This is a genomic window from Streptomyces sp. NPDC054813, assembly GCF_053611365.1.
The window spans coordinates 443,303-467,762 of sequence record NZ_JBSHAF010000005.1 but is presented as its reverse complement, the minus strand read 5'-3'; the positions used below and the strand labels follow the sequence as shown (position 1 = coordinate 467,762).

Below are 24,460 nucleotides of genomic sequence, written 5' to 3'. Positions count from 1 at the left end.
ACGGCACGTGAGTTATGTGCAAAGAGTGCGTTGCGTGACCAGTTTTTTCGCTGTTGGGTTTGAACTGATCACAGGGAGGTCACTAGGGTCAGGCCTCGAACCTCCACACGGGTGATCACTCAAACGAAGGAGCCCGTCTCCGTGGCGTCCCATCGTCGACCCAAGCAGCCGAGTCGCGCGCGCGTGACCGTACTGACCACCGCAGCCGCTGCTGCTGTCGTCCTCAGCGCCAACGCCGCCAACGCGGCGCCCAGCGAGAAGCTGAGCAAGGGCGAGGTCAAGGCGAAGGTCGACAAGCTCTACCAGGAGGCCGAGCAGGCCACCGAGAAGCTGGACGGCGCCAAGGAGAAGCAGCAGAAGCTGCAGAAGGAAATCTCCACGATCCAGGACAATGTGGCCCGTGGTCAGGAGGACCTCAACAAGCTGCGGGACAGCCTCGGTTCGCTGGCCACCGCGCAGTACCGCTCCGGCGGCATAGACCCGTCGGTCCAGCTCTTCCTGTCGTCCAACCCGGACGACTACCTCGACAAGGCGTCCACGCTCGACCAGTTGAGCGGCCAGCAGGTCGAGGCCCTGAAGAAGATTCAGGACAAACAGCGCGAACTCGCCCAGGAGCGGGCAGAGGCGACGGACAAGCTCAAGGACCTCTCCGCCACCCGCACCGAGCTGGCCAAGCAGAAGAGCGCCGTCCAGGCGAAGCTCGCCGACGCGCAGAAGCTCCTCAACACCCTGACGGCCAAGGAGAAGGCCGCCCTGGACGCCGAGCAGGCCCAGGCCGCCAGCCGCGCCTCCTCCCGCGTGGACCTCGGCAACACCGGCTCCGCCTCCGGCCGGGCCGCCGCCGCCTTCTCCGCCGCCCAGTCCGTGATCGGCTCGCCGTACGTCTACGGCGCCTCCGGACCGTCCTCCTTCGACTGCTCGGGCCTGACCTCCTGGGCCTACGCCCAGGCCGGCGTCACCATCCCGCGCACCTCCGAGGCCCAGGCCAACGCCGGCACCCGGATCTACAGCCAGAGCGACCTCAAGGTCGGCGACCTGGTCATCTTCTACGGCGACTACCACCACGTCGGTCTCTACGCGGGCAACGGCCAGGTGCTGCACGCCCCGCACACCGGTGCCGTGGTGCGCTACGAGTCGATCGGTGACATGACGTTCGAGTTCGGCGTCCGGATCTGACCCCAGCGGGTTACGGCGACACCCGTACGGCCCAAGATCAACCCCGCGGGGCGCCCGAACGGGCGAATCCCGACAACCCAAGATGACTCCACGCCCCGCCGGTGACCTGCGTCAGCGGCGGGGCGTCACGTTGCGTGGCCGCCGAGCGTCTTTGGCCGGGGCGTGTTCGCACGGCTACTGTCTGCCGCGTTTCCTCCGGTGCCGGGGCATCCCCGTCCTCGGCGCCGGAGGAAGCGGTACCCGTCCGCCGGCAGAAGGACCACCGTGGGGTTTCACCGCCGTCTCGCACCGTCCGGGTTCAACCGGGGCGCCGGTGCCGCCCTCTGCGCGCTGTCCACCGCGGCGGCCGCGCTCGGCGCCGTACCCGCGAGCGCGGCCCCGCACGGGCACACCCGCGCCGAGGTGGACCGGCTGTACCAGCAGGCCGAGGAGGCGACCGAGGCCTACAACAAGGCCGATGAGCGGGCCGGTGCGCTGCGCCGCGAGGTGAACGACGCCCAGGACCGCATCGCCCGCCAGCAGCAGAGCATCAACGCCATGCGGGAGACCCTCGGTTCACTGGCCGGCGCCCAGTACCGCTCCGGCGGCATCGACCCCACCGTCGCCCTGCTCTTCTCCGACGACCCCGAGGACTACCTCGACCGGGCGTCCCTCCTCGACCGCATCGACGTCCGCCAGGCCGGGCAGCTCAGGGAGCTCCAGGCGGCGATGCGCGAACTCGCCCAGGAGCGCAACGAGGCCACCGGCAAGCTCGCCGAGCTGGAGCGCAGCCGCAGGGCGGTCGCCTCCCACAAGGCCACCGTGGAGAAGAAGCTCGCCACCGCCCGACGGCTGCTCAACGCGCTGCCCGCCGCCGACCGCGCCGCCTTCGAGCACGCCTCCCGGGGCGACGACCGCGCCGACCTGCCCGACCTCTCCGGTGCCGGCGCCCCCGACGGCCGCGCCGCCGCCGCGGTGGCCGCCGCCCGCGCCGCCCTCGGCAAGCCGTACGTGTGGGGCGCCAGCGGCCCCTCCGGCTTCGACTGCTCGGGCCTGATGCAGTGGTCGTACGCGCACGCCGGCATCCAGCTGCCGCGCACCTCGCAGGAGCAGCGCTACGCCGGCCACCAGGTACCGCTCTCCCAGGCGCAACCCGGTGACCTGGTCGTCTACCGCTCCGACGCCAGCCATGTGGGGATGTACGTCGGCAACGGTCAGGTCATCCACGCCCCCTACCCGGGTGCCCCGGTCCGCTACGACCCGGTCGGGATGATGCCCATCTCCTCCGTCACCCGGCCCTGACTTTCGGGCCCCGGACCGTACGATCGGAAAGTGGCTGGTGGCAGGCGGGCGTGGCGCTCAGGAGCGGTGGGACTGTGTCTGCTGCTCCTGCCGCTGACGGGATGCGGCGGCGGGCAGGCGGCGACCGGTTCGGCGATGGCCGAGGTGCAGCAGGTCCTGGACCGGCGCGCGGCCGCCGTCCTCGGCCATGACGAGCGGGCCTACACCGAGACCGGCACCCGGACCTCGTACGCGAACCTGCGGGCCGTACCGCTCGCGGACTGGAGCTACCGGCTGACCGCCCTCCACCCGGACGGCGCCGAGGCCACCGCCGACGCCCGGCTCAGCTACCGCATCCAGGGCTACGACAGGGCCCCGGTCACCACCGACCGCGCCCTGACCCTCAGCCGCACCGCCGACGGCCACTGGTACGTCACCACCGACAAGCCCGCCGCGAACGCCGGGCAGCAGCTGTGGGACCAGGGCACCGTGACGGCCGTCGAGGGCGCGCACAGCCTGGTGCTCGGCGTAGGCCAGTCCAGGGACACCCTGCGGGACTACGCCGGCCTCGCCGACACCGCCGTCCCCGAGGTCTCCAAGGCATGGGGCACGGAGTGGACCCAGCGGGTGGTCCTGGTCGTACCCAAGTCGCTGAACGGCATGGCGGGCCTGCTGGGCGCCCCCGCCTCCAACTACCGGGGCATCGCCGCCGTCACCACCGGCGAGGTGGGAGGCTCCGGCCAGGCCCCGGCGGACCGGGTCATCCTCAACCCGGAGGCGTACGCCGTCCTCGGCCCGGTCGGCAAGCAGGTGGTCCTCACCCACGAGACGACCCATGTCGCCACCCGCGCCCACACCTCGGCCGCCACCCCGCTCTGGCTCTCCGAGGGGTACGCCGACTGGATCGGCTATCTCGACAGCGGCCGTACGCCCACCGAGGCCGCACCGGAACTGGCCCGCGCCGTGCGGGACGGGGACCTGCCCGAGGACCTCCCGGAGGACAAGGACTTCGGCTTCACCGACGACCCCACCAAGCTGGCCGAGGCCTACGAGGGCGGCTGGCTGGCCTGCCGGATGATCGCCGCCCACTGGGGCGAGGAGCGGCTCGGCGCCTTCTACCGGGCCGTCGGCGCCCACCAGGGCCGCACCGGCGCCGTCGAGGACGCGCTGCGCACGGAACTCGGCACCACCCTGCCGGACTTCACCGCACGCTGGCGTGACTACCTGACGGACCGGCTCGGCGACTGAACCGGCCCGCGCTCAGGAGGGGACCGAGGTCTCCTTCGCGTGGGCGGCCTGAGCGGGCAGCGGAGCGCCCGGGGCCTCGGTCGCCGTGGAGCGCCACAGCTGCCGGGCCGCCGTGACCGTCGCCGCGACCAGCAGGCCGTTGCGCAGGAGCAGCAGGGTGATGCCGTACCAGTCGCTCACCACGACGTGCGAGAAGCCGACCGGGAACTCCAGGACCGTCACGAAGGTGGCCAGGAGGAGCAGGACGGCCGGCAGGGTCATCCGGCCGGCCCGGAAGCAGAGGCAGACGGCGGCCAGGCCCACCAGCCACACCATGTACTGCGGGCTGATCACCCGGCTGGTGACCGTGAACATCAGGACGGCCGTGAAGGCGGCGTCCGCGAGCGTGTGGGACCGGAAGCGGGCCGCGCGCAGCCGCCACAGCAGCAGCCAGCCGAAGGCGCACGCGGTCAGCACCAGGGCCGCCGCGCTCACCGCCTTCACCTGCGGGCCGAGGAATTCGATCGAGCCGTAGTTCAGCAGCACCTCGCCCTGCCAGCCGTAGTGCCGGGCGATGTGCAGGACCAGCGCGCCCAGCGACTCCACCTCGGTGCCCCGGTCCCGCTGGAAGGTCAGGAAGGCGAACGCGCCGGGCATGGCCACCGCGAACACCGCCCCGACCAGGCCCGCCGTGACCGCAGCCGACACCCAGGCCCGCCGTCGTACGGCACCCACCAGCAGCAGCGCCGGCCACACCTTGACCATCGCGCCGAAGCCGGCCAGCGCGCCCGTCAGCCGGGGGTGCCGGGCTCCGGCGAGCAGCGCGGCCACGGCGACGGCGGTGACCATCAGGTCGTAGCGGGAGTAGACGGTCGGCCCGAGCAGCGGCACGCCGAGCACCCAGAGCCAGGCGCCGCGCAGGGTCCGGCCGGGCCGCAGGCCCGTGTAGAGGAGCAGGGAGAGCACCACCAGGTCGGCCAGGAAGGCCAGCACGAAGAAGGCGGTCGGGTAGTCCAGGAAGGGCAGCAGCCCGGGGGCGAGGATCGCCAGGGCGGCCGCGGGCGGGTACTGCCAGGTGACGTCGTCCAGAGGGAAGGTTCCGTGCCGGAGGACCTCGTACCACCCCTGGTAGATCACCGACACGTCGGTCGTGACGTCCGCGCCCGGGAACACGAACACCTTCAGCACGGACAGCAGCAGCGCCAGCCGGGTGGCACCCCAGACGACCAGCAGCAACGCCAGGGCACGCCTCTCGCCCGTCCTGTCCACCTGAGCCCCTGTCCGTCGCCCTGCCTGGGAGTGCGTCACATGATCTCCCGACGCCCTGTGCGAGGGCCATGAAGCACGGCCGAACACACTGTGCGGGTAGGGTCGGCCGCGATGCACAAGACGCTCATCGTGACCAATGACTTCCCGCCCCGGCCGGGCGGCATCCAGGCCTTCCTGCACAACATGGCCCTGCGGCTGGACCCGGAGCGGCTCGTCGTCTACGCGTCCACGTGGAAGCGGAGCCGGGAGGGCGTCGAGGCCACCGCCGCCTTCGACGCGGAGCAGCCCTTCACCGTCGTACGCGACCGTACGACGATGCTGCTGCCCACGCCGGGGGCGACCCGGACGGCGGTCGGGCTGCTCCGGGAGCACGGATGCACGTCCGTGTGGTTCGGGGCGGCGGCTCCGCTCGGTCTGATGGCGCCGGCGCTGCGGAAGGCCGGGGCCCAGCGGCTGGTCGCCACCACCCACGGGCACGAGGCGGGCTGGGCCCAGTTGCCCGCCGCCCGGCAGCTGCTCGGGCGGATCGGCGAGGCGACCGACACGATCACGTATCTCGGCGAGTACACCCGCTCGCGGATCGCCCCCGCGCTCGGTCCGGCCGCGGCCGGGCGGATGGTGCAGCTGCCGCCGGGGGTGGACGAGAAGACGTTCCATCCCGGGTCCGGGGGTGCCGAGGTGCGGGCGCGGCTGGGGCTGAGCGACCGGCCGGTGGTCGTGTGCGTGTCGAGGCTGGTGCCGCGCAAGGGGCAGGACACGCTGATCCTCGCGATGCCGCTGATCCTGGCCGCCCAGCCGGACGCGGTGCTGCTGATCGTGGGCGGCGGCCCGTACGAGAAGCAGCTGCGGCGGCTGGCCCGCGAGACGGGGGTCGAGGCGTCGGTGCGGTTCACGGGGGCCGTGCCGTGGGCCGAGCTGCCCGCGCACTACGGCGCGGGTGACGTCTTCGCGATGCCCTGCCGGACCCGGCGGGGCGGCCTGGACGTGGAGGGGCTGGGGATCGTGTACCTGGAGGCCTCGGCCACCGGGCTGCCGGTGGTGGCGGGGGACTCCGGCGGGGCGCCCGACGCGGTGCTGGACGGAGAGACCGGGTGGGTGGTGCGGGGCGGCACGGCGGAGGAGGCCGCCGAGCGGATCGTCGTGCTGCTGGGGGATGCGGAGCTACGGCGGCGGATGGGGGAGCGGGGGCGGTTGTGGGTCGAGGAGAAGTGGCGGTGGGACCTGCTGGCGGAGCGGCTCAAGGAGCTTTTGTAAAAGGCAGGTTCAAGGGGTCGCGGCAAAGGGCGCCGTACCTCTAGGCGGAACCGGAAAATCCGCACATGCTGCGCGCATGACAGCAAAACTGATGCAGCGTCAGCTGACCAGACGTCACATCCTGGGCGTGATCGCCCTCCAGACCGCCGCCGCGGCCGGTCTCACCCGAGTCGGGCTCCAGTCGGCGCAGGCCGCAGAGGAGGCGGCCGCCGTCGACAACGCGCCCGCGATCGTGGTCGGTTCCGGGTACGGCGGGGCCGTGGCCGCGCTCCGGCTCGGGCAGGCCGGCGTGCGGACCCTGATGATCGAGATGGGGCAGCTGTGGAACACGGCCGGCTCCGACGGCAAGATCTTCTGCTCCACCGCCGCCCCGGACAAGAGATCCATGTGGTTCAAGTCCCGCACGGAGGCCCCGCTCGCCAGCTTCCTCTGGCTGGACGTCGTCAACAAGGACATCACCCCCTATCCCGGCGTCCTGGACCGGGTGCACTACGCCAACATGTCCGTGTACGTCGGGCGCGGTGTGGGCGGGGGCTCGCTGGTCAACGGGGGGATGGCGGTCACCCCGCTCCAGTCGTACTTCACCGAGCAGTTCCCGACCGTGGACGCGAGCGCGATGTACAACACGTACTACCCGCGCGCCCGTTCCATGCTCGGCGTCAATACCGTCGACGCCACCTGGTTCGAGTCGACCGAGTGGTACCAGTTCACCCGGACCTCCAGGAAGGCCGCCGCCAACACCGGCCTCAAGACCACCTTCGTACCCAACGTCTACGACTTCGGGTACATGCAGAAGGAAGCCGCCGGCACCGCCACCAGGTCCGCGCTCGCCCAGGAGGTCATCTACGGCAACAACTACGGCAAGAAGAGCCTCGACAAGACCTACCTCGCCGCCGCCCTCGGCACCGGCAACCTCACCATCCACACCATGGAGAAGGTGCGGTCCATCAGCCGGGCGGCCGACGGGAGCTGGCTGCTCGGCGTCGACCGGATCGACGTGACCGGGGCCGTCGTCGAGAGCAAGCAGTACAGCTGTACCTACCTGTTCCTCGGCGGCGGGAGCCTCGGGACCACCGAACTGCTCGTACGGGCCCGGGACACCGGGGCGCTGCCCGCGCTCGACTCCAGTGTCGGCGCCGGATGGAGCACCAACGGCAACACCATGCTCGGGCGCGCCAACCACATCTGGGACACCACCGGGGCCAACCAGGCGACCATGCCGGTGATGGGCATCGACGACTGGGCCAACACCGACAACCCGGTCTTCGCGGAGATCGCCCCGCTGCCCATCGGGTTCGAGACCTGGGTCAGCCTGTACCTGGCGATCACCAAGAACCCGCAACGGGCCTCCTTCACCTACGACGCCGCGAGCGACGGGGTGAAGCTGGGCTGGACCGCGGCCCAGAGCGCGGTCTCGGTCGCCATGGCCAAGAAACTGTTCGACCGGATCAACCTGGCCAACGCCACGATCTACCGGTACGACCTGTTCGGCTCGGCCGGCAAGGTGTTCGCGGACGACTTCTGCTACCACCCGCTGGGCGGCTGCGTGCTGGGCAAGGCGACCGACGACTACGGCCGGGTGAAGGGGTATCCGAAGCTGTACGTCACGGACGGCTCACTGGTGCCCGGGAACATCGGCGTGAACCCGTTCGTGACCATCACCGCGCTCGCCGAGCGGACGATGGAACGGGTTCTCGCCGAGGACCTGTGAGCGGAGACGTGAGCGGACAGCTGGGGCAAGTGCCGCTCTACTTCTGGTAGAGGGCCTCGATCTCGTCCGCGTAGTCCTTCGCCACCACATTGCGCTTGAGCTTCAGGGACGGCGTCAGGTGGCCCGACTCCTCCGAGAACTGGGAGGACAGAATGCGGAACTTCCGCACCGATTCCGCCTTCGACACCGCGGCGTTGCCGTCGTCGACAGCGTCCTGGATCGCCGCGATCAGATCCGGGTCGTCACGCAGCGACGCCGCGGTGGAACCCGCCGGCTTTCCGTGCTCGGCCGCCCAGCGGCCCAGGAACTCGTCGTCGATGGTGACCAGCGCGGCCACGAACGGCCGCCCGTCGCCGACCACCATGCACTCCGCGACCAGCGCGTGCGCGCGGATGCGGTCCTCGATCACGGCCGGGGCGACGTTCTTGCCGCCCGCGGTGACGATGATCTCCTTCTTGCGGCCGGTGATCCTGAGGTAGCCGTCCTCGTCCAGGGTGCCGATGTCGCCGGTGTGGAACCAGCCGTCGGCCAGCGCCTCGGCGGTCGCGCCGGGGTTGTTCCAGTACTCCCGGAACAGGTGCTCGCCGTGCAGCAGCACCTCGCCGTCGTCCGCGATCCGGATCACCGAGCCGGGCAGCGGCTGGCCGACCGTGCCGATCTTCTGCCGGTCCCAGGGGTTGAACGCGGTCGCGGCACAGGACTCGGTCAGGCCGTAGCCCTCCAGGACCGTGAAGCCGATGCCGCGGAAGAAGTGACCCAGGCGCTCGCCAAGGGGGGCGCCGCCGGAAATCGCATATTCGCCCCGGCCGCCGAGCACCGCACGCAGCTTGCTGTAGACGAGTTTGTCGAAGGTCTTGTGCTTGATCTTCAGGCCGAGGGACGCGCCCGACGGCGTGTCCAGCGCCTTGCTGTACGCGATCGCGGTGTCCGCGGCCTTGTCGAAGATCTTGCCCTTGCCGTCCGCCTGCGCCTTGGCGCGAGCCGAGTTGTAGACCTTCTCGAAGACCCGCGGGACGCCGAGGACCAGCGTCGGCCGGAACGCGGCCAGCTCGTCGGTGAGGTTCTTGATGTCCGGGACGCAGCCCAGCTTGATCGGCGCCATCATCGGGGCGATCTGCACGAGCCGGCCGAAGACGTGGGCGAGCGGAAGGAAGAGGAGCACACTGCACTCACCGGTGCGGAACAGCGGACGCAGGCGCTCCACGATGTTGCCGCACTCGGCGAAGAAGTTGCGGTGGGTGAGGACGCACCCCTTGGGACGGCCCGTCGTCCCCGAGGTGTAGACGATGGTCGCCGGGTCGTCCGCCTTCGCCTGCGAGCTGCGCTCCTCGACGGTCGCGTCCGTGACGCCCTGGCCGAGCCGGCCCAGCTCCTCCAGGCCGCCGGCCTCGATCTGCCAGACGTGCTTGAGGGCCGGCAGCGTCTCGCGCACCGACTCGACGGCGGCCACATGAGTGTCGAGTTCGACGACACAGGCGGTGGCGCCGGAGTCGCTGAGGATCCACTGCACCTGCTCCGGCGAGCTGGTCTCGTACACCGGCACGGTGACCGCGCCGGCGCACCAGATCGCGAAGTCGAGGAGCGTCCACTCGTAGCGGGTGCGGGACATCAGGCCGACCCGGTCGCCCGGCTGCACGCCGGAGGCGATCAGACCCTTGGCGGCCGCGTGCACCTCGGTCAGGAAGGTGGTGGCGGTCACGTCCTGCCAGACACCACCGACCTTGCGGGCCATGACGGCGACATCGGGATGCTGCGCGGCGTTTCTGCGGACGATGTCGGTCAGATTGCCGTCCGCGGGGACCTCGTACAAAGCCGGAAGGCTGAACTCGCGCAAGACTGCTGCTCCTCATAGGGCGCCGGCGCCACGACGTTGTGCGATGCGACGGTGCGGTCCAAGGCTCGGGCAGGTACTCAGGGCTTCGCCACGGGCCACATGATCCGTTGGTTGAAATCCTGAGCACGACTGGACTGCCCGGACGTTACCCGTCGGTATGGCTTCTTCGACAGGGGGTCCCGGCGAGATGTTCGGTGCGTCACACAGGTTGGTGTTCCTTTGCGTACGGTAGTCCACGGCTTTAGTGGCTGACCAGTAACCCCAGGTCCGGCCACCGCCTGTTCACGTTTGCCGCACAGGCCTACGCTTGATCACCATGGCAGCCACACCCTCCGGCAACCGAACGACCCGCGTCCACGTGGTCAGCGACGTCCACGGCAACGCCCGTGACCTGGCCAGAGCCGGCGACGGCGCCGACGCCCTGATCTGCCTCGGCGACCTGGTCCTCTTCCTCGACTACGCCGACCACTCGCGCGGCATCTTCCCCGACCTGTTCGGCGTCGAGAACGCCGACCGCCTCGTCGAACTCCGCACCGCGCGCCGCTTCGAGGAGGCCCGGGAGCTGGGGGCCCGGCTGTGGGGCGGGATCGGCATGGACCGGGCGACCGCGATCGAGAAGGCGGTGCGCAAGCAGTACGCCGAGATGTTCGCGGCGTTCCCGACCCCGACGTACGCCACCTACGGCAATGTCGACATCCCGCCGCTCTGGCCGGAGTACGCGGGACCGGGCACCACGATCCTCGACGGCCAGCGGGCGGAGATCGGCGGCCGGGTCTTCGGCTTCGTGGGCGGCGGGCTGCGGACGCCGATGCGCACCCCCTACGAGGTCTCCGACGAGGAGTACGCGGCCAAGATCGAGGCGCTCGGCGAGGTCGACGTGCTGTGCACGCACATTCCGCCGGAGGTGCCGGAGTTGGTGTACGACACGGTGGCGCGCCGTTTCGAACGGGGCAGCCGGGCGCTGCTCGACGCCATCCGGCGCACCAGGCCGCGTTACTCGCTCTTCGGACATGTCCACCAGCCACTGGTGAAGCGGATGCGGATCGGGGCCACCGAGTGCGTGAACGTAGGGCACTTCGCGGGTACCGGCCGGCCCTGGGCGCTGGAATGGTGACGACGGCCCCGGACGGGGGTGAAGTCGCCTGGTCGGACGCGCGGTAGCCTTCACGCTGCACACGCGTGCGCACGCTCGCGCACGGAGACCCCTTGTACCGGTCTCACCGGCCCGCATCTGGAGGAGCCACGGCGATGGCGGAACACACCAGCTCGAGCATCACGATCGAGGCGGCCCCGGCCGACGTCATGGCGGTGATCGCCGACTTCGCCCGTTACCCGGACTGGACCGGTGAGGTGAAGGAGGCGGAGGTGCTGAAGACCGACGCGAAGGGCCGGGCCGAGGAGGTCCGCCTCGTCATGGACGCGGGTGCGATCAAGGACGACCAGACGCTGGGGTACACGTGGACCGGTGACAACGAGGTGTCCTGGACGCTGGTGAAGTCCCAGATGCTGCGGTCGCTGGACGGGTCGTACCTGCTGAAGCCGGCGGGCGCCGGGGCGACCGAGGTCACCTACTCGCTTACGGTGGACGTGAAGATCCCGATGCTCGGGATGATCAAGCGCAAGGCGGAGAAGGTCATCATCGACCGTGCTCTGGCGGGACTGAAGAAGCGTGTGGAGGCGGGCGCGTAGTCGTTCGGCTGCGGGTGAGTGGGGGCTGGTCGCGCAGTTCCCCGCGCCCCTGTCGGGGCGCTGCAGTCGCGTCGGCTCCATAGCTGCGGGCAGGCGGGCCGCAGGGCGGCACGGGTGGGCGCGGCGGCACCCTGCAAGCGCCGGTAAGTGCCCCCCCTCCGCCGAGCGCCTTCGAGCAAGGTCCGCTTCAGTTACGGTTCACCCTCATGCGCACCCTCCTGATCACCGGCCCCGGCGGCAGTGGCCGTACGGCCGTCGCCGCGGCCACCGCTCTGCGCGCGGCGGGCGAGGGCACCCCGACCCTCCTGCTCGGCGCCGACCGCACGGACACCCTCGGCGCGGCCCTGGGCACGGCGACAGGACCGGCGCCGAGACAGGTCACGCCCACCCTCACCGCCTGGCGCCCCGACGCGGCCGCCCGGTTCCGGGAGGACCTCACCGACTTCCAGAGCCGCGCCGCGGGCGTCCTCGACCTGCTGGGCGCCTCCCGCCTGGACGCCGAGGAGCTCACCCCGCTGCCCGGCGCCGAGGAGCTGTCCCTCCTGCGCGCCCTGCGCGACGCCGCCCTCTCCGAGCGGTACGAGCTGCTCGTCGTGGACCTCCCGCCCGCCCCGCACGCCCTCGCCCTGCTCGCCCTCCCCGAGGAGCTGCGCCGCTACCTGCGCCGGCTGCTGCCGCCCGAGCGGCAGGCGGCCCGCGCCCTGCGCCCGGTCCTCGGCCGGCTGGCCGGCGTTCCCATGCCCGCCGACTGGCTCTACGAGACGGCCGCCCGCTGGGACGTCGAGCTGGCCGCCGTGGAGGCCGTCCTCGCCGACCGCCACACCGCCGTACGCCTGGTCGCCGAGCCCGGCCCGGCCGGCGCCGACGCGGTCCGCACCGCCCGCCTCGGCCTTGCCCTGCGCGGCCTGCGCACCGAGGCCCTGGTCGCCAACCGCGTGCTGCCCGAGGACACCCCGCTGCACGGCCTCGTCGCGCAGCAGCGCAAGGCCCTCGACGACTGGGCGGAGACGTTCGACGTCACCGCCGTGCCCCACCTCGGGCACGACCCGCGCGGTACCGAGGACCTCGCGGCGCTCGCCGTGCCCGGCGTCAACATCGCGCCCGCACCGGTCGAGTGGCCCGTCGCCGACCGTATCGAGGAGGACGGTGTCCTCGTCTGGCACATCCCGCTGCCCGGCGCGATACGGGACGGCCTCGACCTCGTCCGGCGCGGCGACGAACTCGTGATCACCGTCGGCGGCTTCCGCCGGATCGTCGCGCTGCCGTCGGCCCTGCGCCGCTGCACCGTCGCCGGGGCCGCGCTGCGCGACGGCGAGCTGCGGCTGCGCTTCGCGCCGGACCCGGATCTGTGGCCGCGCTGACGGTGAATCCGGTACGCCCGTTCGGGTAACGTCGTAGAGACGAACCGTAGTCAGGAGTCCGTCATGAGCGAAGAGCGCCCCACAGCCGACGCCTCCGAGGCCGCGGACGACGTACGAGCGACCGACGACGACGCCTGGGCCACGGCCTGTGCCGAGGACCTGGAGTCGGAGAAGGCCCGCCGCCGTGCCCAGTACGGCCCGACCCCGGGGTCGGCCGCCGAGGAACTGCGCAAGCTCGTCGACGTCGTCGCCGACAAGCTCTCCGGCATCCAGACCCCGCTCCTCGGGGCGGTCGCCGGGCCCGCCGCCCAGCAGGTGGTCCGGCAGGTCGTGCAGCAGGCGAAGAACGCCGTCGAGCCCGTCATAGAGCGCAACCCCGACGTCTTCGACCACCTGGCCGCGGCCGGCAGCGAGCTCCTCGCCGCCTACCGCTCCGCGGTCCAGGCCCAGGAGACCCGCTGGGCCTCCGGCGGCCACGACAAGGGCGACGACCCCGGCCCCGGCGAACGCATCGACCTCGACTGACGGCCCCCTCGGGTACGGTTGGCCGTAGCGGGGCTCGACCGAAACTGAGGGATTCATGGGACTCACCATCGGCGTCGACATCGGCGGCACGAAGATCGCGGCCGGCGTGGTCGATGAGGAAGGCAACATCCTCTCGACCCACAAGGTGCCGACCCCGGGCACGCCCGAGGGCATCGTGGACGCCATTGCTTCCGCCGTAGAGGGTGCGCGCGCCGGGCACGAGATCGTCGGCGTGGGCATCGGTGCCGCCGGCTATGTGAACCGGCAGCGCTCCACGGTCTACTTCGCGCCCAACATCGACTGGCGACAGGAGCCGTTGAAGGAGAAGGTCGAGGCCCGCGTCGGCCTCCCCGTGGTCGTGGAGAACGACGCCAACGCCGCCGCCTGGGGCGAGTACAAGTTCGGCGCCGGCAAGGGCCACCGCAACGTCATCTGCATCACGCTCGGCACCGGCCTCGGCGGCGGCATCATCATCGGCAACAAGCTGCGCCGCGGGCACTTCGGCGTCGCCGCCGAGTTCGGTCACATCCGCATGGTTCCGGACGGGCTGCTGTGCGGCTGCGGCTCGCAGGGCTGCTGGGAGCAGTACGCCTCCGGCCGCGCCCTCGTCCGCTACGCCAAGCAGCGCGCCAACGCCACCCCCGAGAGCGCCGAGGTCCTGCTCGCCCTCGGGGACGGCACCCCCGAGGGCATCGAGGGCAAGCACATCTCGGTGGCCGCCCGCCAGGGCGACCCGGTGGCCGTCGACTCCTACCGCGAGCTCGCCCGCTGGGCCGGCGCCGGCCTCGCCGACCTGGCCTCCCTCTTCGACCCCTCCGCCTTCATCGTCGGCGGCGGCCTCTCCGACGAGGGCGAACTGGTCCTGGACCCGATCCGCAAGTCCTACAAGCGCTGGCTGGTAGGCGGCAACTGGCGGCCGGTGGCCGAGGTCATCGCCGCCCAGCTGGGCAACGATGCAGGCCTGGTGGGCGCGGCGGACCTGGCCCGGGAGCCCGACCCGATCATGTGATCGCCGTCCACTGGTCCCACTTTTTTTGGGGGGCGCGGGGCGGTAGTCGATATGCGGCTACCGCCGCGCGGGCGCGACCGGCCACGACGAGGCCGGCGTCGCGCACCTGGCTCGCGCCCCGCCCCATCGGGCGCCCCAACTCCCTCGTGTCGTAAATTGACGGCATGGCAACCGTGTCGCTCCCCAACTCCCACACAGAGCCCGACGGTTCCGCCGTCATCCGCGTCCTCAGCTACAACCTCCGCTCCATGCGGGACGACACCCGGGCCCTGGCCCGTGTCATCAAGGCCTGCGCCCCCGACCTGGTCCTGATCCAGGAAGCCCCCCGGTTCTTCCGCTGGCGCAAGAAGCTCGCCCGCCTGGCCGCCGCCTCCGACCTGGTGATCCTCACCGGCGGAGCGACCGCGGCCGGCCCTGCCGTCCTCTGCGACCTGCGCGCCACCGTGGAGCGCACCGAGGACGTCCTCCTGCCCCTCACCCCCGGCCTGCACCGCCGCGGCTTCGCGACCGCCGTCGTCCGGTTCGGCGGCGTCCGTCTCGGCGTCACCAGCTTCCACCTCAGCCTTCAGCAGGAGGAGCGCTACGAGCAGGGCGGCATGCTCCTCGACCGGGTCGCCGGCATGGGCGTGGAGCACGCCATCGCCGGCGGCGACCTCAACGACCGCCCCGACGGCCGCACCTTCCGCCGCCTGGCCGACGCCTTCCAGGACTGCCGTACCACCGCACCCTGGGGCGGCGAGTTCACCTCCTGGTCCACCGACCCCCACCAGCGCATCGACGCGATCTTCGCGACGAAGGGCATCGAGGTGCTCGGCTGCGGGGTGCCCCTGGAGCAGCCGGGCGTGACCGACGCCGACCTCACCAGGGCAACGGACCACTTGCCCGTCCTGGCCGCGCTTCGGGTGCCCGTGGCCTGAACCGGAGCCGCCGGACGGAGTCCGGTGCAGCCGCCCGAAGCCTGCGAGGCCCCCGGGCCGAGCAGTGCGAGGGCGGCGTCGGGAGGCTCTGCCCATCTGCCGTCCTGGCCGCCCTCGGAATCCCGGCGTCCTAGCAGGGAGCCTCGGTCTCGGTGAGTCTCAGACCACGGCACCGCGCCCTGGGTCGCCGTCCTCGTCGTCGTCCGTCTTCATCCGGGTCACCAGGGTGACGAAGCCGCCGAGGAACCCGCCGATCCCCAGCGTCGCCAGCCACCAGGTCATGTCCCAGCCGAGCAGCACCGCGAGCAGGAGCAGGATCGGACCGCCGACCACGCCCAGCCAGGCGAACCTGGCGGTCGTGTCGGAGTCCGGCAGCGGCGGCGGCTCGGGCGGCACGAAGTGCCCCTCGTCGTCATCGTCGAAGTCGTCCTCGGACGGCTCCGGCGCGGTGTAGTCACGCGGGCCCACCCCGGGCGCGAAGGAGACGGAGCCGCCCAGGGGCTGCGCGGGCCGCTGCTCCTCGGCCGCCCCGGGTTCGGCGGCGTCCTCCTCCATGGCCGGCAGCGCCAGGTCCTCCACCGGCTTGTAGGGCGAGGCGCCCGGCGGGTCCGGCGGCTCCTCGCCGTACCCCGCGACGATCGCCGCCCAGGCGGCCGCCTCGTCGAAGGGAACCCCTTTCTCGTCCGGCTCGCGGTCCTCGCGGTCGGAGTCGTGCTCAGCCAACTGCGGCCGTCCCTTCCTTGCCGACACTGGGTGCGAGCCGGCCGATGAAGGCGAGGCTCTCCTCGAAGATCCGGTCCGCATCGTGGTCCAACGTCGCCACGTGGTAACTCTGTTCCAGCACTACCTCGGTTACGTCCGTGGAGGACACCCGGCTCAGGATCCGGGCCGAATCCACCGCCGGAACCACATGGTCCTGGGTGCTGTGCAGCAGCAGCAGCGGCTGGGTCACCTGCGGAAGCTCGCCGTCCACCCGGCGGAAGAAGTTCCGCAGCGAGTGCGCGGCATGCAGCGGCACCCGGTCGTACCCCACCTCGGCGGCGCCCGGCTTGGCGATGTCACTGGCGATGCCCGGCGTCGTGCGGACGAGATGCCGGGCCACCGGAAGGGCGTACGCGGACAGCCCGTGCACCTTGTTCGCCGGGTTGACGATCACCACACCGTCCACACCCGTCCCGTTCTTGGCGGCGAGCCGCAGCGCCAGGGTGCCGCCCATGGACAGGCCGGCCACGAACACCTGGGAGCAGCGCTCGCGCAGCAGCCGCAGCTCGCGGTCCACCTCCGCGTACCAGTCCTGCCAGCCGGTGACCTGCATGTCCTCCCAGCGGGTGCCGTGCCCGGGCAGCAGGGGCAGGGCCACGGTCAGGCCGTGTGCCGCGTGGTGCTCCGCCCAGGGGCGCAGCGACTGGGGCGAGCCGGTGAAACCGTGACAGAGCAGGACACCGACCTCCCCGCCGTCATGGCGGTACGGCTCGGCTCCGGGGAGAACCGGCACCTTCGGTCTCCAATTCATGAGAGGGGGCAGGAACTGAGAGAGGCCCGAACGACGACTTCGGATGTGTTTCACCGTACGCGACGGCACTGACACCGACCAGGGTCGTCGGGGCCATTCCCGGCGCTCCGGGTTAAGGTCTCATCGACGGAAACGGGAGGCACTCGGTTGTTGTACGGCGCGATGAAGGTCGCTATCGGGGGACCGCTGAAGGTCACCTTCAGGCCCTGGGTGGAGGGCCTGGAGAACGTCCCGGCCGAAGGCCCGGCGATCCTGGCGAGTAACCACCTGTCCTTCTCGGACTCGTTCTTCCTGCCCGCGGTGCTGGACCGCAAGGTCACCTTCATCGCGAAGGCCGAGTACTTCACCACGCCCGGCGTGAAGGGCCGCCTCACGGCCGCCTTCTTCAAGGGCGTCGGCCAGCTCCCGGTGGACCGCTCCGGCGGGCGCGGCGCCGGTGAGGCGGCGGTGCGGAGCGGCATCGACGTGCTGGAGCGCGGCGAGCTGTTCGGCATCTACCCGGAGGGCACCCGCTCGCCCGACGGCCGTCTCTACCGGGGCAAGCCCGGCGGCCTCGCGCGCGTGGCGCTCGCGACGGGCGCCCCGGTCGTCCCGGTCGCCATGATCGACACGGAGAAGATCCAGCCGCCGGGGCAGGTGATGCCCAAGCTGATGCGGCCGGGCATCCGGATCGGCAAGCCGCTGGACTTCAGTCGTTACCAGGGCATGGAGCACGACCGGTTCGTGCTGCGCGCGGTGACCGACGAGGTCATGTACGAGATCATGAAGCTCTCCGGCCAGGAGTACGTCGACATCTACGCGACCGCGGCCAAGCGGCGGATCGCGGAGGCCGCCAAGGCCGAGAAGGAGGCGGCGCGGGCCGAGAAGAAGGCCACCGAGTCCTAGACCGGCGGCAAGGGGGACTGGGGGACCGGGGGGACTGGGGGAGATGACAAAGCGGGAACGCGTCATACGGATGTCGGTCGAGCTGCCGCTGTGGCGTGCCCTCACCGGCTACCGCGTGCTGACCCTGCTGTACGCGATCGGCCTGTTCGCGTCCGCCTACGACGACTACGACCGTCCGGGTGTCGCGATCGCCTACTACGCCGTCCTGACCGTCTGGACGCTGGCGACCCTGCCCCGCGTGCAGAACGCGGCCGCCTGCACCAAGCGCTTCCTCGCCGTCGACCTCGCGATCGCGCTCACCGGCATCGTGCTGACCCCCTGGGTGGTCACCCAGTCGCACATCGACCGCGGCGGCCCGACCCTGCCGTCGATATGGACCGCCGGCTCGGTCCTCGCCTACGCCCTCAAGGGCGGCTGGCGCTGGGCCGCGTTCGCCTCCACGCCGGTCGCCGCCGCCAATCTGATCGAGCGTGGCCACCCGGCCCGCGACACCGTCCACAACGTGATCCTGGTCTGGGTCGCCTCCATCGCCATCGGGTACGTCGTCGAGGTGGCCCGCGCCTCCGAGCGCACCCTGGCCCGCGCCCTGGAGATCGAGGCGGCGACCCGGGAGCGGGAGCGGCTCGCCCGGGACATCCACGACGGCGTGCTCCAGGTGCTGGCGATGGTGCAGCGGCGCGGCGCGGTCCTCGGCGGCGAGGCGGCCGCACTGGGCCGGATGGCGGGGGAGCAGGAGGTGGCGCTGCGCACCCTGGTCTCCGGTGGTCTGGTGCCGCTCTCCCGGGCCTCCGAGGACGCGGCCGAGGGTGCGGTCGTGCGCCTCGTCGAGGAGCCGGACGACGCCGGTCCCGTCGACCTGCGCGCGCTGCTCGCGCCGTACGCCGGAGCGCGGGTGAGTCTGGCCGAGCCCGGTGCGCCGGTGGAGCTGCCGCCGGGTGCGGCGCGCGAGCTGGCGGCCGCCGTCGGTGCCGCCCTGGACAATGTGCGCAGTCACGCGGGGGACGGGGCGCGGGCCTGGATCCTGGTCGAGGACGAGCCCGACGAGATCGTGGTGACCGTACGGGACGACGGCCCCGGCATCCCGGAGGGCCGGCTCGCCCAGGCCGAGGGGGAGGGGCGGCTCGGGGTGGCCCAGTCGATCCGGGGACGGCTGCGCGACCTCGGCGGCAGCGCCGAGCTGTTCTCGACTCCCGGGCAGGGCACGGAAGTAGAGCTGAAAGTACCGAAGGTCTCCCTGGGGAAGGCGGAGCGGCGATGAGCATCAGGGTCATGGTGGTCGACGACCACCCCATGTGGCGCGACGCGGTCGCCCGGGATCTGGCCGAGTCCGGTCTCGAGGTGGTCGCCACCGCGGGGGACGGCGAGCAGGCGGTGCGCCGCGCCAAGGCGGCCGCGCCCGACGTCCTCGTCCTGGACCTCAACCTGCCCGCCAAGCCCGGCGTCCAGGTCTGCAAGGAACTCGTCGGCCACAACCCGGCGTTGCGCGTGCTGGTGCTCTCGGCGAGCGGGGAGCACGCGGACGTCCTGGAGGCGGTGAAGTCCGGCGCGACCGGCTACCTCCTGAAGTCGGCCTCGACCGAGGAGTTGCTGGACGCGGTCCGCCGTACCGCCGTCGGCGACCCGGTGTTCACGCCGGGCCTCGCCGGTCTGGTGCTCGGCGAGTACCGCCGGCTGGCCTCCGAGCCGGTGCCGGCCGCGGACGCCGGTGGTCCCGACGCGCCCCGGCTCACCGACCGCGAGACCGAGGTGCTGCGGCTGGTCGCCAAGGGCCTGAGCTACAAGCAGATCGCCGAGCGGCTGGTCATCTCGCACCGCACGGTCCAGAACCACGTCCAGAACACCCTCGGCAAGCTCCAGTTGCACAACAGGGTGGAGCTGGTCAGATACGCCATAGAGCGCGGTCTCGACGACGGTCCGGAAGGCGGCTGATCTGATCTTCGCGGCCCGGACGTAAACCAACCGCCCGACAATTCACCGGAATTGCCCTTCCGCGCCCATCCCTGTGTGACCTGGATCACCACTAGCGTGAGCCCCACCAGGCAACCGCGGCGAAGGGACATTTCCATGCGGGTCGGAGTACTGACCGGAGGCGGCGACTGCCCCGGGCTCAACGCCGTCATCCGGGGCATCGTCCGCAAGGGCGTGCAGGAGTACGGCTATGACTTCGTCGGCTTCCGGGACGGCTGGCGAGGACCCCTCGAGGGCGACACCGTCCGCCTCGACATCCCCGCCGTGCGCGGCATCCTGCCCCGCGGCGGCACCATCCTCGGCTCCTCGCGGACCAACCCGCTCAAGCAGGAGGACGGCATCCGGCGGATCAAGGACAACCTCGCCAAGCAGGAGGTCGGGGCGCTCATCGCGATCGGCGGCGAGGACACCCTGGGCGTGGCCGCCCGCCTCACCGACGAGTACGGCGTGCCCGTCGTCGGCGTACCGAAGACCATCGACAACGACCTGTCCGCCACCGACTACACCTTCGGCTTCGACACCGCGGTGGGGATCGCCACCGAGGCCATCGACCGGCTGCACACCACCGCCGAGTCGCACATGCGGATCCTGGTCTGCGAGGTGATGGGCCGGCACACCGGCTGGATCGCCCTGCACTCCGGGCTCGCGGGCGGCGCCAACGTCATCCTCATCCCCGAGCAGCGCTTCGACGTCGACCAGGTGTGCGCCTGGATCACGTCCCGGTTCAAGGCGTCGTACGCCCCGATCGTGGTCGTCGCCGAGGGTGCCATGCCCAAGGACGGCGACATGGTGCTCAAGGACGAGTCGCTGGACTCCTTCGGGCACGTGAGGCTCTCCGGGGTCGGCGAGTGGCTGGCCAAGGAGCTGGAGAAGCGCACCGGCAAGGAGGCCAGGACCACCGTCCTCGGGCACATCCAGCGCGGGGGCACGCCCAGCGCCTTCGACCGCTGGCTGGCCACCCGCTTCGGCCTGCACGCCATCGACGCCGTCCGCGACGGCGACTTCGGCAAGATGGTCGCGCTGCGCGGCACCGACATCGTCCGGGTGCCGATCGCGGAGGCCACGGCCCGGCTGAAGACCGTCGACCCGAAGCTGTACGAAGAGGTCGGCGTGTTCTTCGGCTGACCGCCGGATCCCGTTCCCCACGCACCTCGTGGTACGGCCGCGTGCCGTCACGGTCACCGTGACGGCACGGGCTCTCCGTGGCCGGTTCGACCCTGCTGTCCCGGACGTCCTGGACTACCGGGTCGGCCGCCGCTCGGAGAACGTGCTGGTGCCGCGCACCTGACCGATCAGCTCCCGCACCACGGCGGCGCCGTTCAGCGTGAGCACCGACTCCGGGTGGAACTGCACCCCGGCGAACCCCGGCCCCCGTACGGCGTGCACCTCGTCGTCGGCCGCCCGGCTCACCTCCACGCCGTGCGCGGCCAGCTCCCGCGCCGCGTCGTCCTCGCAGCGGGCCACGAAGCTGTTGTAGAAGCCGACCGTCTCCGGGCGCCCGAACAGGTCCACGGTCGTCTGCGCCCCCTGGTAGGGCACTTCCTTCCGTACGATGTCCAGGCCCAGCTCGGCCGCGATCAGCTCGTGCCCCAGGCAGACGCCCAGCACCCCGTGCCGGTGCTCCCGGATCACGGTCGCCGTGAGCTTCCGCAGGAACCGCATCTTCGGATCGTCCAGGTCGGACGGGTCACCGGGCCCCGGGCCCAGCACCACCGGCCCCTCGTGCGTGAGCACCGCGGCCCGCAGCCCGGGCTCGTCGTAGCGCCGGACGGTGACGTCGAGCCCGCCCGCCCGCAGCATGTGCGCGAGCATCGCCGTGAACGTGTCCTCGCCGTCCACCACCAGCGCGTGCCCGGCCGGCTCCCCGGTCCGCTCCTGCATCCGCAGCCAGAACGGCGCCAGCGCGGCCCGGCGCCCGTCCAGCGCGGCCCGCACCCGGGGGTCGTCGGCCAGCCGGGGGCGCGTTCCCTCGGTACGCAGCCGAGCCGGTCGTACCCCGAGAGCCGCGAGGACCCCCGCCGCCTTCGCGTGCGTCTCCTCGACCTCGCCCGCCGGGTCCGAGCCGCGCACCAGCGTGGCGCCGACCGGGACCCGCAGCCGGCCCTCCGAGGAGATGTCCGCGGTGCGGATCAGGATGGGGGAGTCCAGGGTCTGGGCGCCGCCGGAGTCCCGGCCGAGCAGGGCCAGCGCACCCGCGTAGTAGCCACGCCCCCCGACCTCGTGGCGCTCGATCACCCGGCAGGCGTTCTGCACCGGGGAGCCCGTGACGGTCGCCGCGAACATGGTCTCCTTCAGGACCTCCCGCACATCCAGCGAGGACCGGCCGCGCAGCTCGTACTCCGTGTGCGCGAGGTGGGCCATCTCCTTGAGCCGGGGCCCGACCACCACGCCCCCCATGTCACCCACCGTGCACATCATCTTGAGCTCCTCGTCGACGACCATCGACAGCTCCTCGATCTCCTTGCCGTCGGCGAGGAAGCCGAGCAGATGCTCCGGGGTGGGCCCCTCGGCCGGATAGCGGTACGTCCCGCTGATCGGGTTCATGACCACCGTGCCGCCGGACATCCGGACGTGCACCTCAGGACTGGCGCCGACCAGGGTCCGGTCCCCGGTGTGCACCACGAACGTCCAGTACGCGCCCCGCTCGCCCTCCAGGAGCCGCCGGAACAGCGCGAGCGCGTCGGCCCGGCCGAAGCCCGGGATCCGGCCCTGGTACGTCCGCCGGATCACGAAGTTCGCGCCCTCGCCCCGGCCGATCTCCTCGCGCAGCACCCGGCCGACGATCTCCGCGTACTCGTCGTCGTCGACGTCGAAGCCCCCGTCCTCGACCCGCACCGCGTGCGCCGGCAGCTGGGCCAGGGCGTCCGCCAGCGGCAGGGTGTGGGTCTCCTCGGGGGTGAGGACCAGCAGGGGCGTGCCGTCGTCGCGGACGTCGAAGCCGCGCTCGCGGATCTGCCGGAAGGGCACCAGCGCGAGCCCTTCCTCGGGCAGTGCGGCCAGCCGGTCACGGGCGGTGACCGGGCCGAGCAGCACCTCCACCGTGCTCTCGTCGTGGCCGGGGGTACGGCGGCGGAGCAGGGCGAACGGGCGGTTGTCGTGGAGCAGCTGGGTCAGGTCCATGATTCCTCTGCGATCCCTTGCAGGTGGGAGAGGAACGGCCCCGGAAACGCCGAAGGCCGCCCCTCGGGCGGCCTTCGCGAAGTCTTGCGTACGCGCAGTCAGTGGGCCGCCGGAGAAGCGGTCCACCACCAGTTCTGGTTCGAAAGCGCGAGCATGCGGAGACCCTACCGCACCACGCACTCCGTCCACAGGGCAATCACTCCGTCTCACCAGTCGAGCCAGGGAAAAAACAGTCGACACGACCCCGTAATGTTTAGAGGGTGACCGTGAACGCTAAGACCGGCCCGAGCGCCGGCAACACCTGGCGAGACCTGCCCGCGGCGCAGCAGCCCGAGTACCCCGACCCCGAGGCTCTGCGCGCAGTTGTTGCGGAGCTGGAGTCGTATCCGCCGCTCGTCTTCGCGGGCGAGTGCGACCAGCTGCGCGCCCGGATGGCGGCGGTCGCCAAGGGAGAGGCGTTCCTCCTCCAGGGCGGCGACTGCGCCGAGGCCTTCGACGCGGTGTCGGCCGACCACATCCGCAACAAGCTCAAGACCCTCCTCCAGATGGGCGCCGTGCTGACGTACGCCGCGTCCGTCCCGGTGGTGAAGGTGGGCCGGATCGCCGGCCAGTACAGCAAGCCGCGCTCCAAGTCGACCGAGACCCGCAACGGGGTGACGCTGCCGACCTACCGGGGCGACTCCGTCAACGGCTTCGCGTTCGACGAGGCCTCCCGCGTCCCGGACCCCGAGCGGCTGAAGCGGATGTACAACGCGTCCGCCTCGACGCTGAACCTGGTGCGTGCCTTCACCACCGGTGGTTACGCGGACCTGCGTCAGGTGCACGCCTGGAACCAGGACTTCGTGAAGTCCTCCCCGTCGGGCCAGCGCTACGAGCAGCTCGCCCGTGAGATCGACAACGCGCTGAACTTCATGCGGGCCTGCGGCGCGGAGCCGGAGGAGTTCAAGACGGTCGAGTTCTTCTCCTCGCACGAGGCGCTGCTGCTGGACTACGAGTCCGCCCTGACCAGGGTCGACTCCCGCACCGGCAAGCTGTACGACGTCTCGGCGCACATGGTGTGGATCGGTGAGCGCACCCGGCAGCTGGACGGCGCGCACATTGAGTTCGCCTCGAAGATCCGCAACCCGATCGGCCTCAAGCTCGGCCCGACGACCACGGCCGAGGACGCGCTGAAGTACATCGACCGCCTCGACCCGGACCGCGAGCCTGGCCGGCTGACCTTCGTCGTCCGGATGGGCGCGGACAAGGTCCGCGACAAGCTTCCCGAGCTGGTCGAGAAGGTCACCGCCTCGGGCGCCACCGTCGCCTGGATCACCGACCCGATGCACGGCAACACGTACGAGGCGGCCTCGGGTCACAAGACCCGCCGCTTCGACGACGTGCTCGACGAGGTCAAGGGCTTCTTCGAGGTCCACAAGGCCCTGGGCACCCACCCGGGTGGCATCCATGTCGAGCTCACCGGCGACGATGTCACCGAGTGCGTGGGCGGCGGCGACGAGATCTTCGTCGACGACCTGCACCAGCGTTACGAGACGGCCTGCGACCCGCGCCTGAACCGCAGCCAGTCCCTCGACCTGGCGTTCCTCGTCGCGGAGATGTACCGCGACCAGTAGGCCTCGCGGGGAGTCTCGCGGGAAGTGGGGGGGGGGGGGGGGGGGGGGCCGCCCCCCCCCCCCGCGGCGGGGGCCCCCCGGGGGGGGGGGGTTTTTTTTTTGAGCCCCATAGGAAGCGGGGGGGCCCCC

22 protein-coding genes are annotated in these 24,460 nt (G+C 71.6%); 16 read left to right on the top strand and 6 right to left on the bottom strand.

The window, feature by feature from the left end:
* Positions 1 to 141: 141 nt before the first annotated feature.
* From ACWGJB_RS13035 to ACWGJB_RS13025, 3 genes are all read left to right on the top strand, one after another.
* Entirely contained in the window at positions 142 to 1,176 is a 1,035-nt protein-coding gene (locus ACWGJB_RS13035) for an NlpC/P60 family protein (protein WP_453380239.1), read from the top strand.
* Positions 1,177 to 1,440: 264 nt separating this feature from the next.
* Positions 1,441 to 2,457 (top strand): NlpC/P60 family protein, encoded by a 1,017-nt coding sequence (locus ACWGJB_RS13030; RefSeq protein WP_453380238.1) that lies wholly within the window; start codon positions 1,441 to 1,443, stop codon positions 2,455 to 2,457.
* Between the two features lie 66 nt (positions 2,458 to 2,523).
* Complete coding sequence (locus ACWGJB_RS13025) at positions 2,524 to 3,684, top strand: hypothetical protein (protein WP_453380237.1); 1,161 nt, start codon at positions 2,524 to 2,526, stop codon at positions 3,682 to 3,684.
* A 12-nt stretch (positions 3,685 to 3,696) separates the two neighbouring features.
* Here the strand turns inward: ACWGJB_RS13025 and ACWGJB_RS13020 are convergent, their stop codons facing one another.
* Positions 3,697 to 4,932, bottom strand: a complete 1,236-nt coding sequence (locus ACWGJB_RS13020; protein ID WP_453380236.1) for a glycosyltransferase 87 family protein — start codon at positions 4,930 to 4,932, stop codon at positions 3,697 to 3,699.
* Between the two features lie 111 nt (positions 4,933 to 5,043).
* Between ACWGJB_RS13020 and ACWGJB_RS13015 the strand changes: the two genes are divergently transcribed.
* Positions 5,044 to 6,186 carry a glycosyltransferase family 4 protein gene (locus tag ACWGJB_RS13015; protein ID WP_453380235.1) on the top strand — a complete coding sequence of 381 codons (1,143 nt, stop codon included), beginning with the start codon at positions 5,044 to 5,046 and terminating at the stop codon, positions 6,184 to 6,186.
* Positions 6,187 to 6,262: 76 nt separating this feature from the next.
* Positions 6,263 to 7,897, top strand: coding sequence for a GMC oxidoreductase (locus ACWGJB_RS13010; RefSeq protein WP_453380234.1), 1,635 nt, complete (start codon positions 6,263 to 6,265; stop codon positions 7,895 to 7,897).
* A 37-nt stretch (positions 7,898 to 7,934) separates the two neighbouring features.
* Here the strand turns inward: ACWGJB_RS13010 and ACWGJB_RS13005 are convergent, their stop codons facing one another.
* The gene (locus tag ACWGJB_RS13005) at positions 7,935 to 9,731 is read right to left on the bottom strand and encodes an AMP-dependent synthetase/ligase (protein ID WP_453380233.1); all 1,797 of its coding nucleotides are present in this window, start codon (positions 9,729 to 9,731) and stop codon (positions 7,935 to 7,937) included.
* Between the two features lie 316 nt (positions 9,732 to 10,047).
* On the opposite strand from ACWGJB_RS13005, the gene ACWGJB_RS13000 reads away from it, so the two are divergent.
* The 6 genes from ACWGJB_RS13000 to ACWGJB_RS12975 all read left to right on the top strand — a co-directional run bounded on the left by ACWGJB_RS13000 (position 10,048) and on the right by ACWGJB_RS12975 (position 15,232).
* Positions 10,048 to 10,845, top strand: a complete 798-nt coding sequence (locus ACWGJB_RS13000; protein ID WP_453380232.1) for a metallophosphoesterase family protein — start codon at positions 10,048 to 10,050, stop codon at positions 10,843 to 10,845.
* 134 nt (positions 10,846 to 10,979) lie between these two features.
* Positions 10,980 to 11,420: an SRPBCC family protein gene (locus ACWGJB_RS12995; protein WP_453380231.1), complete on the top strand. Its 441-nt coding sequence runs from the start codon at positions 10,980 to 10,982 to the stop codon at positions 11,418 to 11,420.
* 206 nt (positions 11,421 to 11,626) lie between these two features.
* Positions 11,627 to 12,781: an ArsA family ATPase gene (locus tag ACWGJB_RS12990; RefSeq protein WP_453380230.1), complete on the top strand. Its 1,155-nt coding sequence runs from the start codon at positions 11,627 to 11,629 to the stop codon at positions 12,779 to 12,781.
* Between the two features lie 63 nt (positions 12,782 to 12,844).
* On the top strand, positions 12,845 to 13,306 hold the full coding sequence (locus tag ACWGJB_RS12985; RefSeq protein ID WP_453380229.1) for a DUF5304 domain-containing protein: 462 nt from the start codon (positions 12,845 to 12,847) through the stop codon (positions 13,304 to 13,306).
* 55 nt (positions 13,307 to 13,361) lie between these two features.
* The gene (locus tag ACWGJB_RS12980; RefSeq protein ID WP_453380228.1) at positions 13,362 to 14,315 is read left to right on the top strand and encodes an ROK family glucokinase; all 954 of its coding nucleotides are present in this window, start codon (positions 13,362 to 13,364) and stop codon (positions 14,313 to 14,315) included.
* Between the two features lie 164 nt (positions 14,316 to 14,479).
* Positions 14,480 to 15,232, top strand: coding sequence for an endonuclease/exonuclease/phosphatase family protein (locus ACWGJB_RS12975; RefSeq protein WP_453380227.1), 753 nt, complete (start codon positions 14,480 to 14,482; stop codon positions 15,230 to 15,232).
* Positions 15,233 to 15,391: 159 nt separating this feature from the next.
* Here the strand turns inward: ACWGJB_RS12975 and ACWGJB_RS12970 are convergent, their stop codons facing one another.
* Positions 15,392 to 15,955: a hypothetical protein gene (locus ACWGJB_RS12970; protein ID WP_453380226.1), complete on the bottom strand. Its 564-nt coding sequence runs from the start codon at positions 15,953 to 15,955 to the stop codon at positions 15,392 to 15,394.
* Positions 15,948 to 16,727: an alpha/beta hydrolase gene (locus tag ACWGJB_RS12965; RefSeq protein ID WP_453380225.1), complete on the bottom strand. Its 780-nt coding sequence runs from the start codon at positions 16,725 to 16,727 to the stop codon at positions 15,948 to 15,950. Before ACWGJB_RS12965 ends, ACWGJB_RS12970 begins: the two co-directional genes overlap by 8 nt.
* 180 nt (positions 16,728 to 16,907) lie before the next feature.
* On the opposite strand from ACWGJB_RS12965, the gene ACWGJB_RS12960 reads away from it, so the two are divergent.
* The 4 genes from ACWGJB_RS12960 to ACWGJB_RS12945 all read left to right on the top strand — a co-directional run bounded on the left by ACWGJB_RS12960 (position 16,908) and on the right by ACWGJB_RS12945 (position 20,723).
* Complete coding sequence (locus tag ACWGJB_RS12960; protein ID WP_453380224.1) at positions 16,908 to 17,630, top strand: lysophospholipid acyltransferase family protein; 723 nt, start codon at positions 16,908 to 16,910, stop codon at positions 17,628 to 17,630.
* Between the two features lie 43 nt (positions 17,631 to 17,673).
* On the top strand, positions 17,674 to 18,888 hold the full coding sequence (gene macS / locus ACWGJB_RS12955; protein ID WP_453380223.1) for a MacS family sensor histidine kinase: 1,215 nt from the start codon (positions 17,674 to 17,676) through the stop codon (positions 18,886 to 18,888).
* Entirely contained in the window at positions 18,885 to 19,559 is a 675-nt protein-coding gene (locus ACWGJB_RS12950; RefSeq protein ID WP_453380222.1) for a response regulator, read from the top strand. The genes macS and ACWGJB_RS12950 overlap by 4 nt, the downstream gene beginning before the upstream one ends.
* Positions 19,560 to 19,694: 135 nt before the next feature.
* Positions 19,695 to 20,723 (top strand): 6-phosphofructokinase, encoded by a 1,029-nt coding sequence (locus tag ACWGJB_RS12945; RefSeq protein ID WP_453380221.1) that lies wholly within the window; start codon positions 19,695 to 19,697, stop codon positions 20,721 to 20,723.
* A 114-nt stretch (positions 20,724 to 20,837) separates the two neighbouring features.
* Here ACWGJB_RS12945 and ACWGJB_RS12940 read toward each other — a convergent pair whose 3' ends face one another.
* Both ACWGJB_RS12940 and ACWGJB_RS12935 read right to left on the bottom strand, forming a co-directional pair.
* Positions 20,838 to 22,718, bottom strand: coding sequence for an anthranilate synthase family protein (locus tag ACWGJB_RS12940; RefSeq protein WP_453380220.1), 1,881 nt, complete (start codon positions 22,716 to 22,718; stop codon positions 20,838 to 20,840).
* Between the two features lie 98 nt (positions 22,719 to 22,816).
* Positions 22,817 to 22,873 carry a trp operon leader peptide gene (locus tag ACWGJB_RS12935; protein ID WP_453380291.1) on the bottom strand — a complete coding sequence of 19 codons (57 nt, stop codon included), beginning with the start codon at positions 22,871 to 22,873 and terminating at the stop codon, positions 22,817 to 22,819.
* Between the two features lie 105 nt (positions 22,874 to 22,978).
* On the opposite strand from ACWGJB_RS12935, the gene ACWGJB_RS12930 reads away from it, so the two are divergent.
* On the top strand, positions 22,979 to 24,331 hold the full coding sequence (locus ACWGJB_RS12930; protein ID WP_453380219.1) for a class II 3-deoxy-7-phosphoheptulonate synthase: 1,353 nt from the start codon (positions 22,979 to 22,981) through the stop codon (positions 24,329 to 24,331).
* Positions 24,332 to 24,460 lie beyond the last annotated feature (129 nt).

Bases quoted from the DNA above. Each gene is read 5' to 3' on its own strand.
- ACWGJB_RS13015 (WP_453380235.1), top strand. From the start codon at position 5,044: ATGCACAAGACGCTCATCGTGACCAATGACTTCCCGCCCCGGCCGGGC.
- ACWGJB_RS13010 (WP_453380234.1), top strand. From the start codon at position 6,263: ATGACAGCAAAACTGATGCAGCGTCAGCTGACCAGACGTCACATCCTG.
- ACWGJB_RS13000 (WP_453380232.1), top strand. From the start codon at position 10,048: ATGGCAGCCACACCCTCCGGCAACCGAACGACCCGCGTCCACGTGGTC.
- ACWGJB_RS12995 (WP_453380231.1), top strand. From the start codon at position 10,980: ATGGCGGAACACACCAGCTCGAGCATCACGATCGAGGCGGCCCCGGCC.
- ACWGJB_RS12990 (WP_453380230.1), top strand. From the start codon at position 11,627: ATGCGCACCCTCCTGATCACCGGCCCCGGCGGCAGTGGCCGTACGGCC.
- ACWGJB_RS12985 (WP_453380229.1), top strand. From the start codon at position 12,845: ATGAGCGAAGAGCGCCCCACAGCCGACGCCTCCGAGGCCGCGGACGAC.
- ACWGJB_RS12980 (WP_453380228.1), top strand. From the start codon at position 13,362: ATGGGACTCACCATCGGCGTCGACATCGGCGGCACGAAGATCGCGGCC.
- ACWGJB_RS12975 (WP_453380227.1), top strand. From the start codon at position 14,480: ATGGCAACCGTGTCGCTCCCCAACTCCCACACAGAGCCCGACGGTTCC.
- ACWGJB_RS12960 (WP_453380224.1), top strand. From the start codon at position 16,908: ATGAAGGTCGCTATCGGGGGACCGCTGAAGGTCACCTTCAGGCCCTGG.
- macS (WP_453380223.1), top strand. From the start codon at position 17,674: ATGACAAAGCGGGAACGCGTCATACGGATGTCGGTCGAGCTGCCGCTG.
- ACWGJB_RS12950 (WP_453380222.1), top strand. From the start codon at position 18,885: ATGAGCATCAGGGTCATGGTGGTCGACGACCACCCCATGTGGCGCGAC.
- ACWGJB_RS12945 (WP_453380221.1), top strand. From the start codon at position 19,695: ATGCGGGTCGGAGTACTGACCGGAGGCGGCGACTGCCCCGGGCTCAAC.
- ACWGJB_RS12940 (WP_453380220.1), bottom strand. From the start codon at position 22,718: ATGGACCTGACCCAGCTGCTCCACGACAACCGCCCGTTCGCCCTGCTC.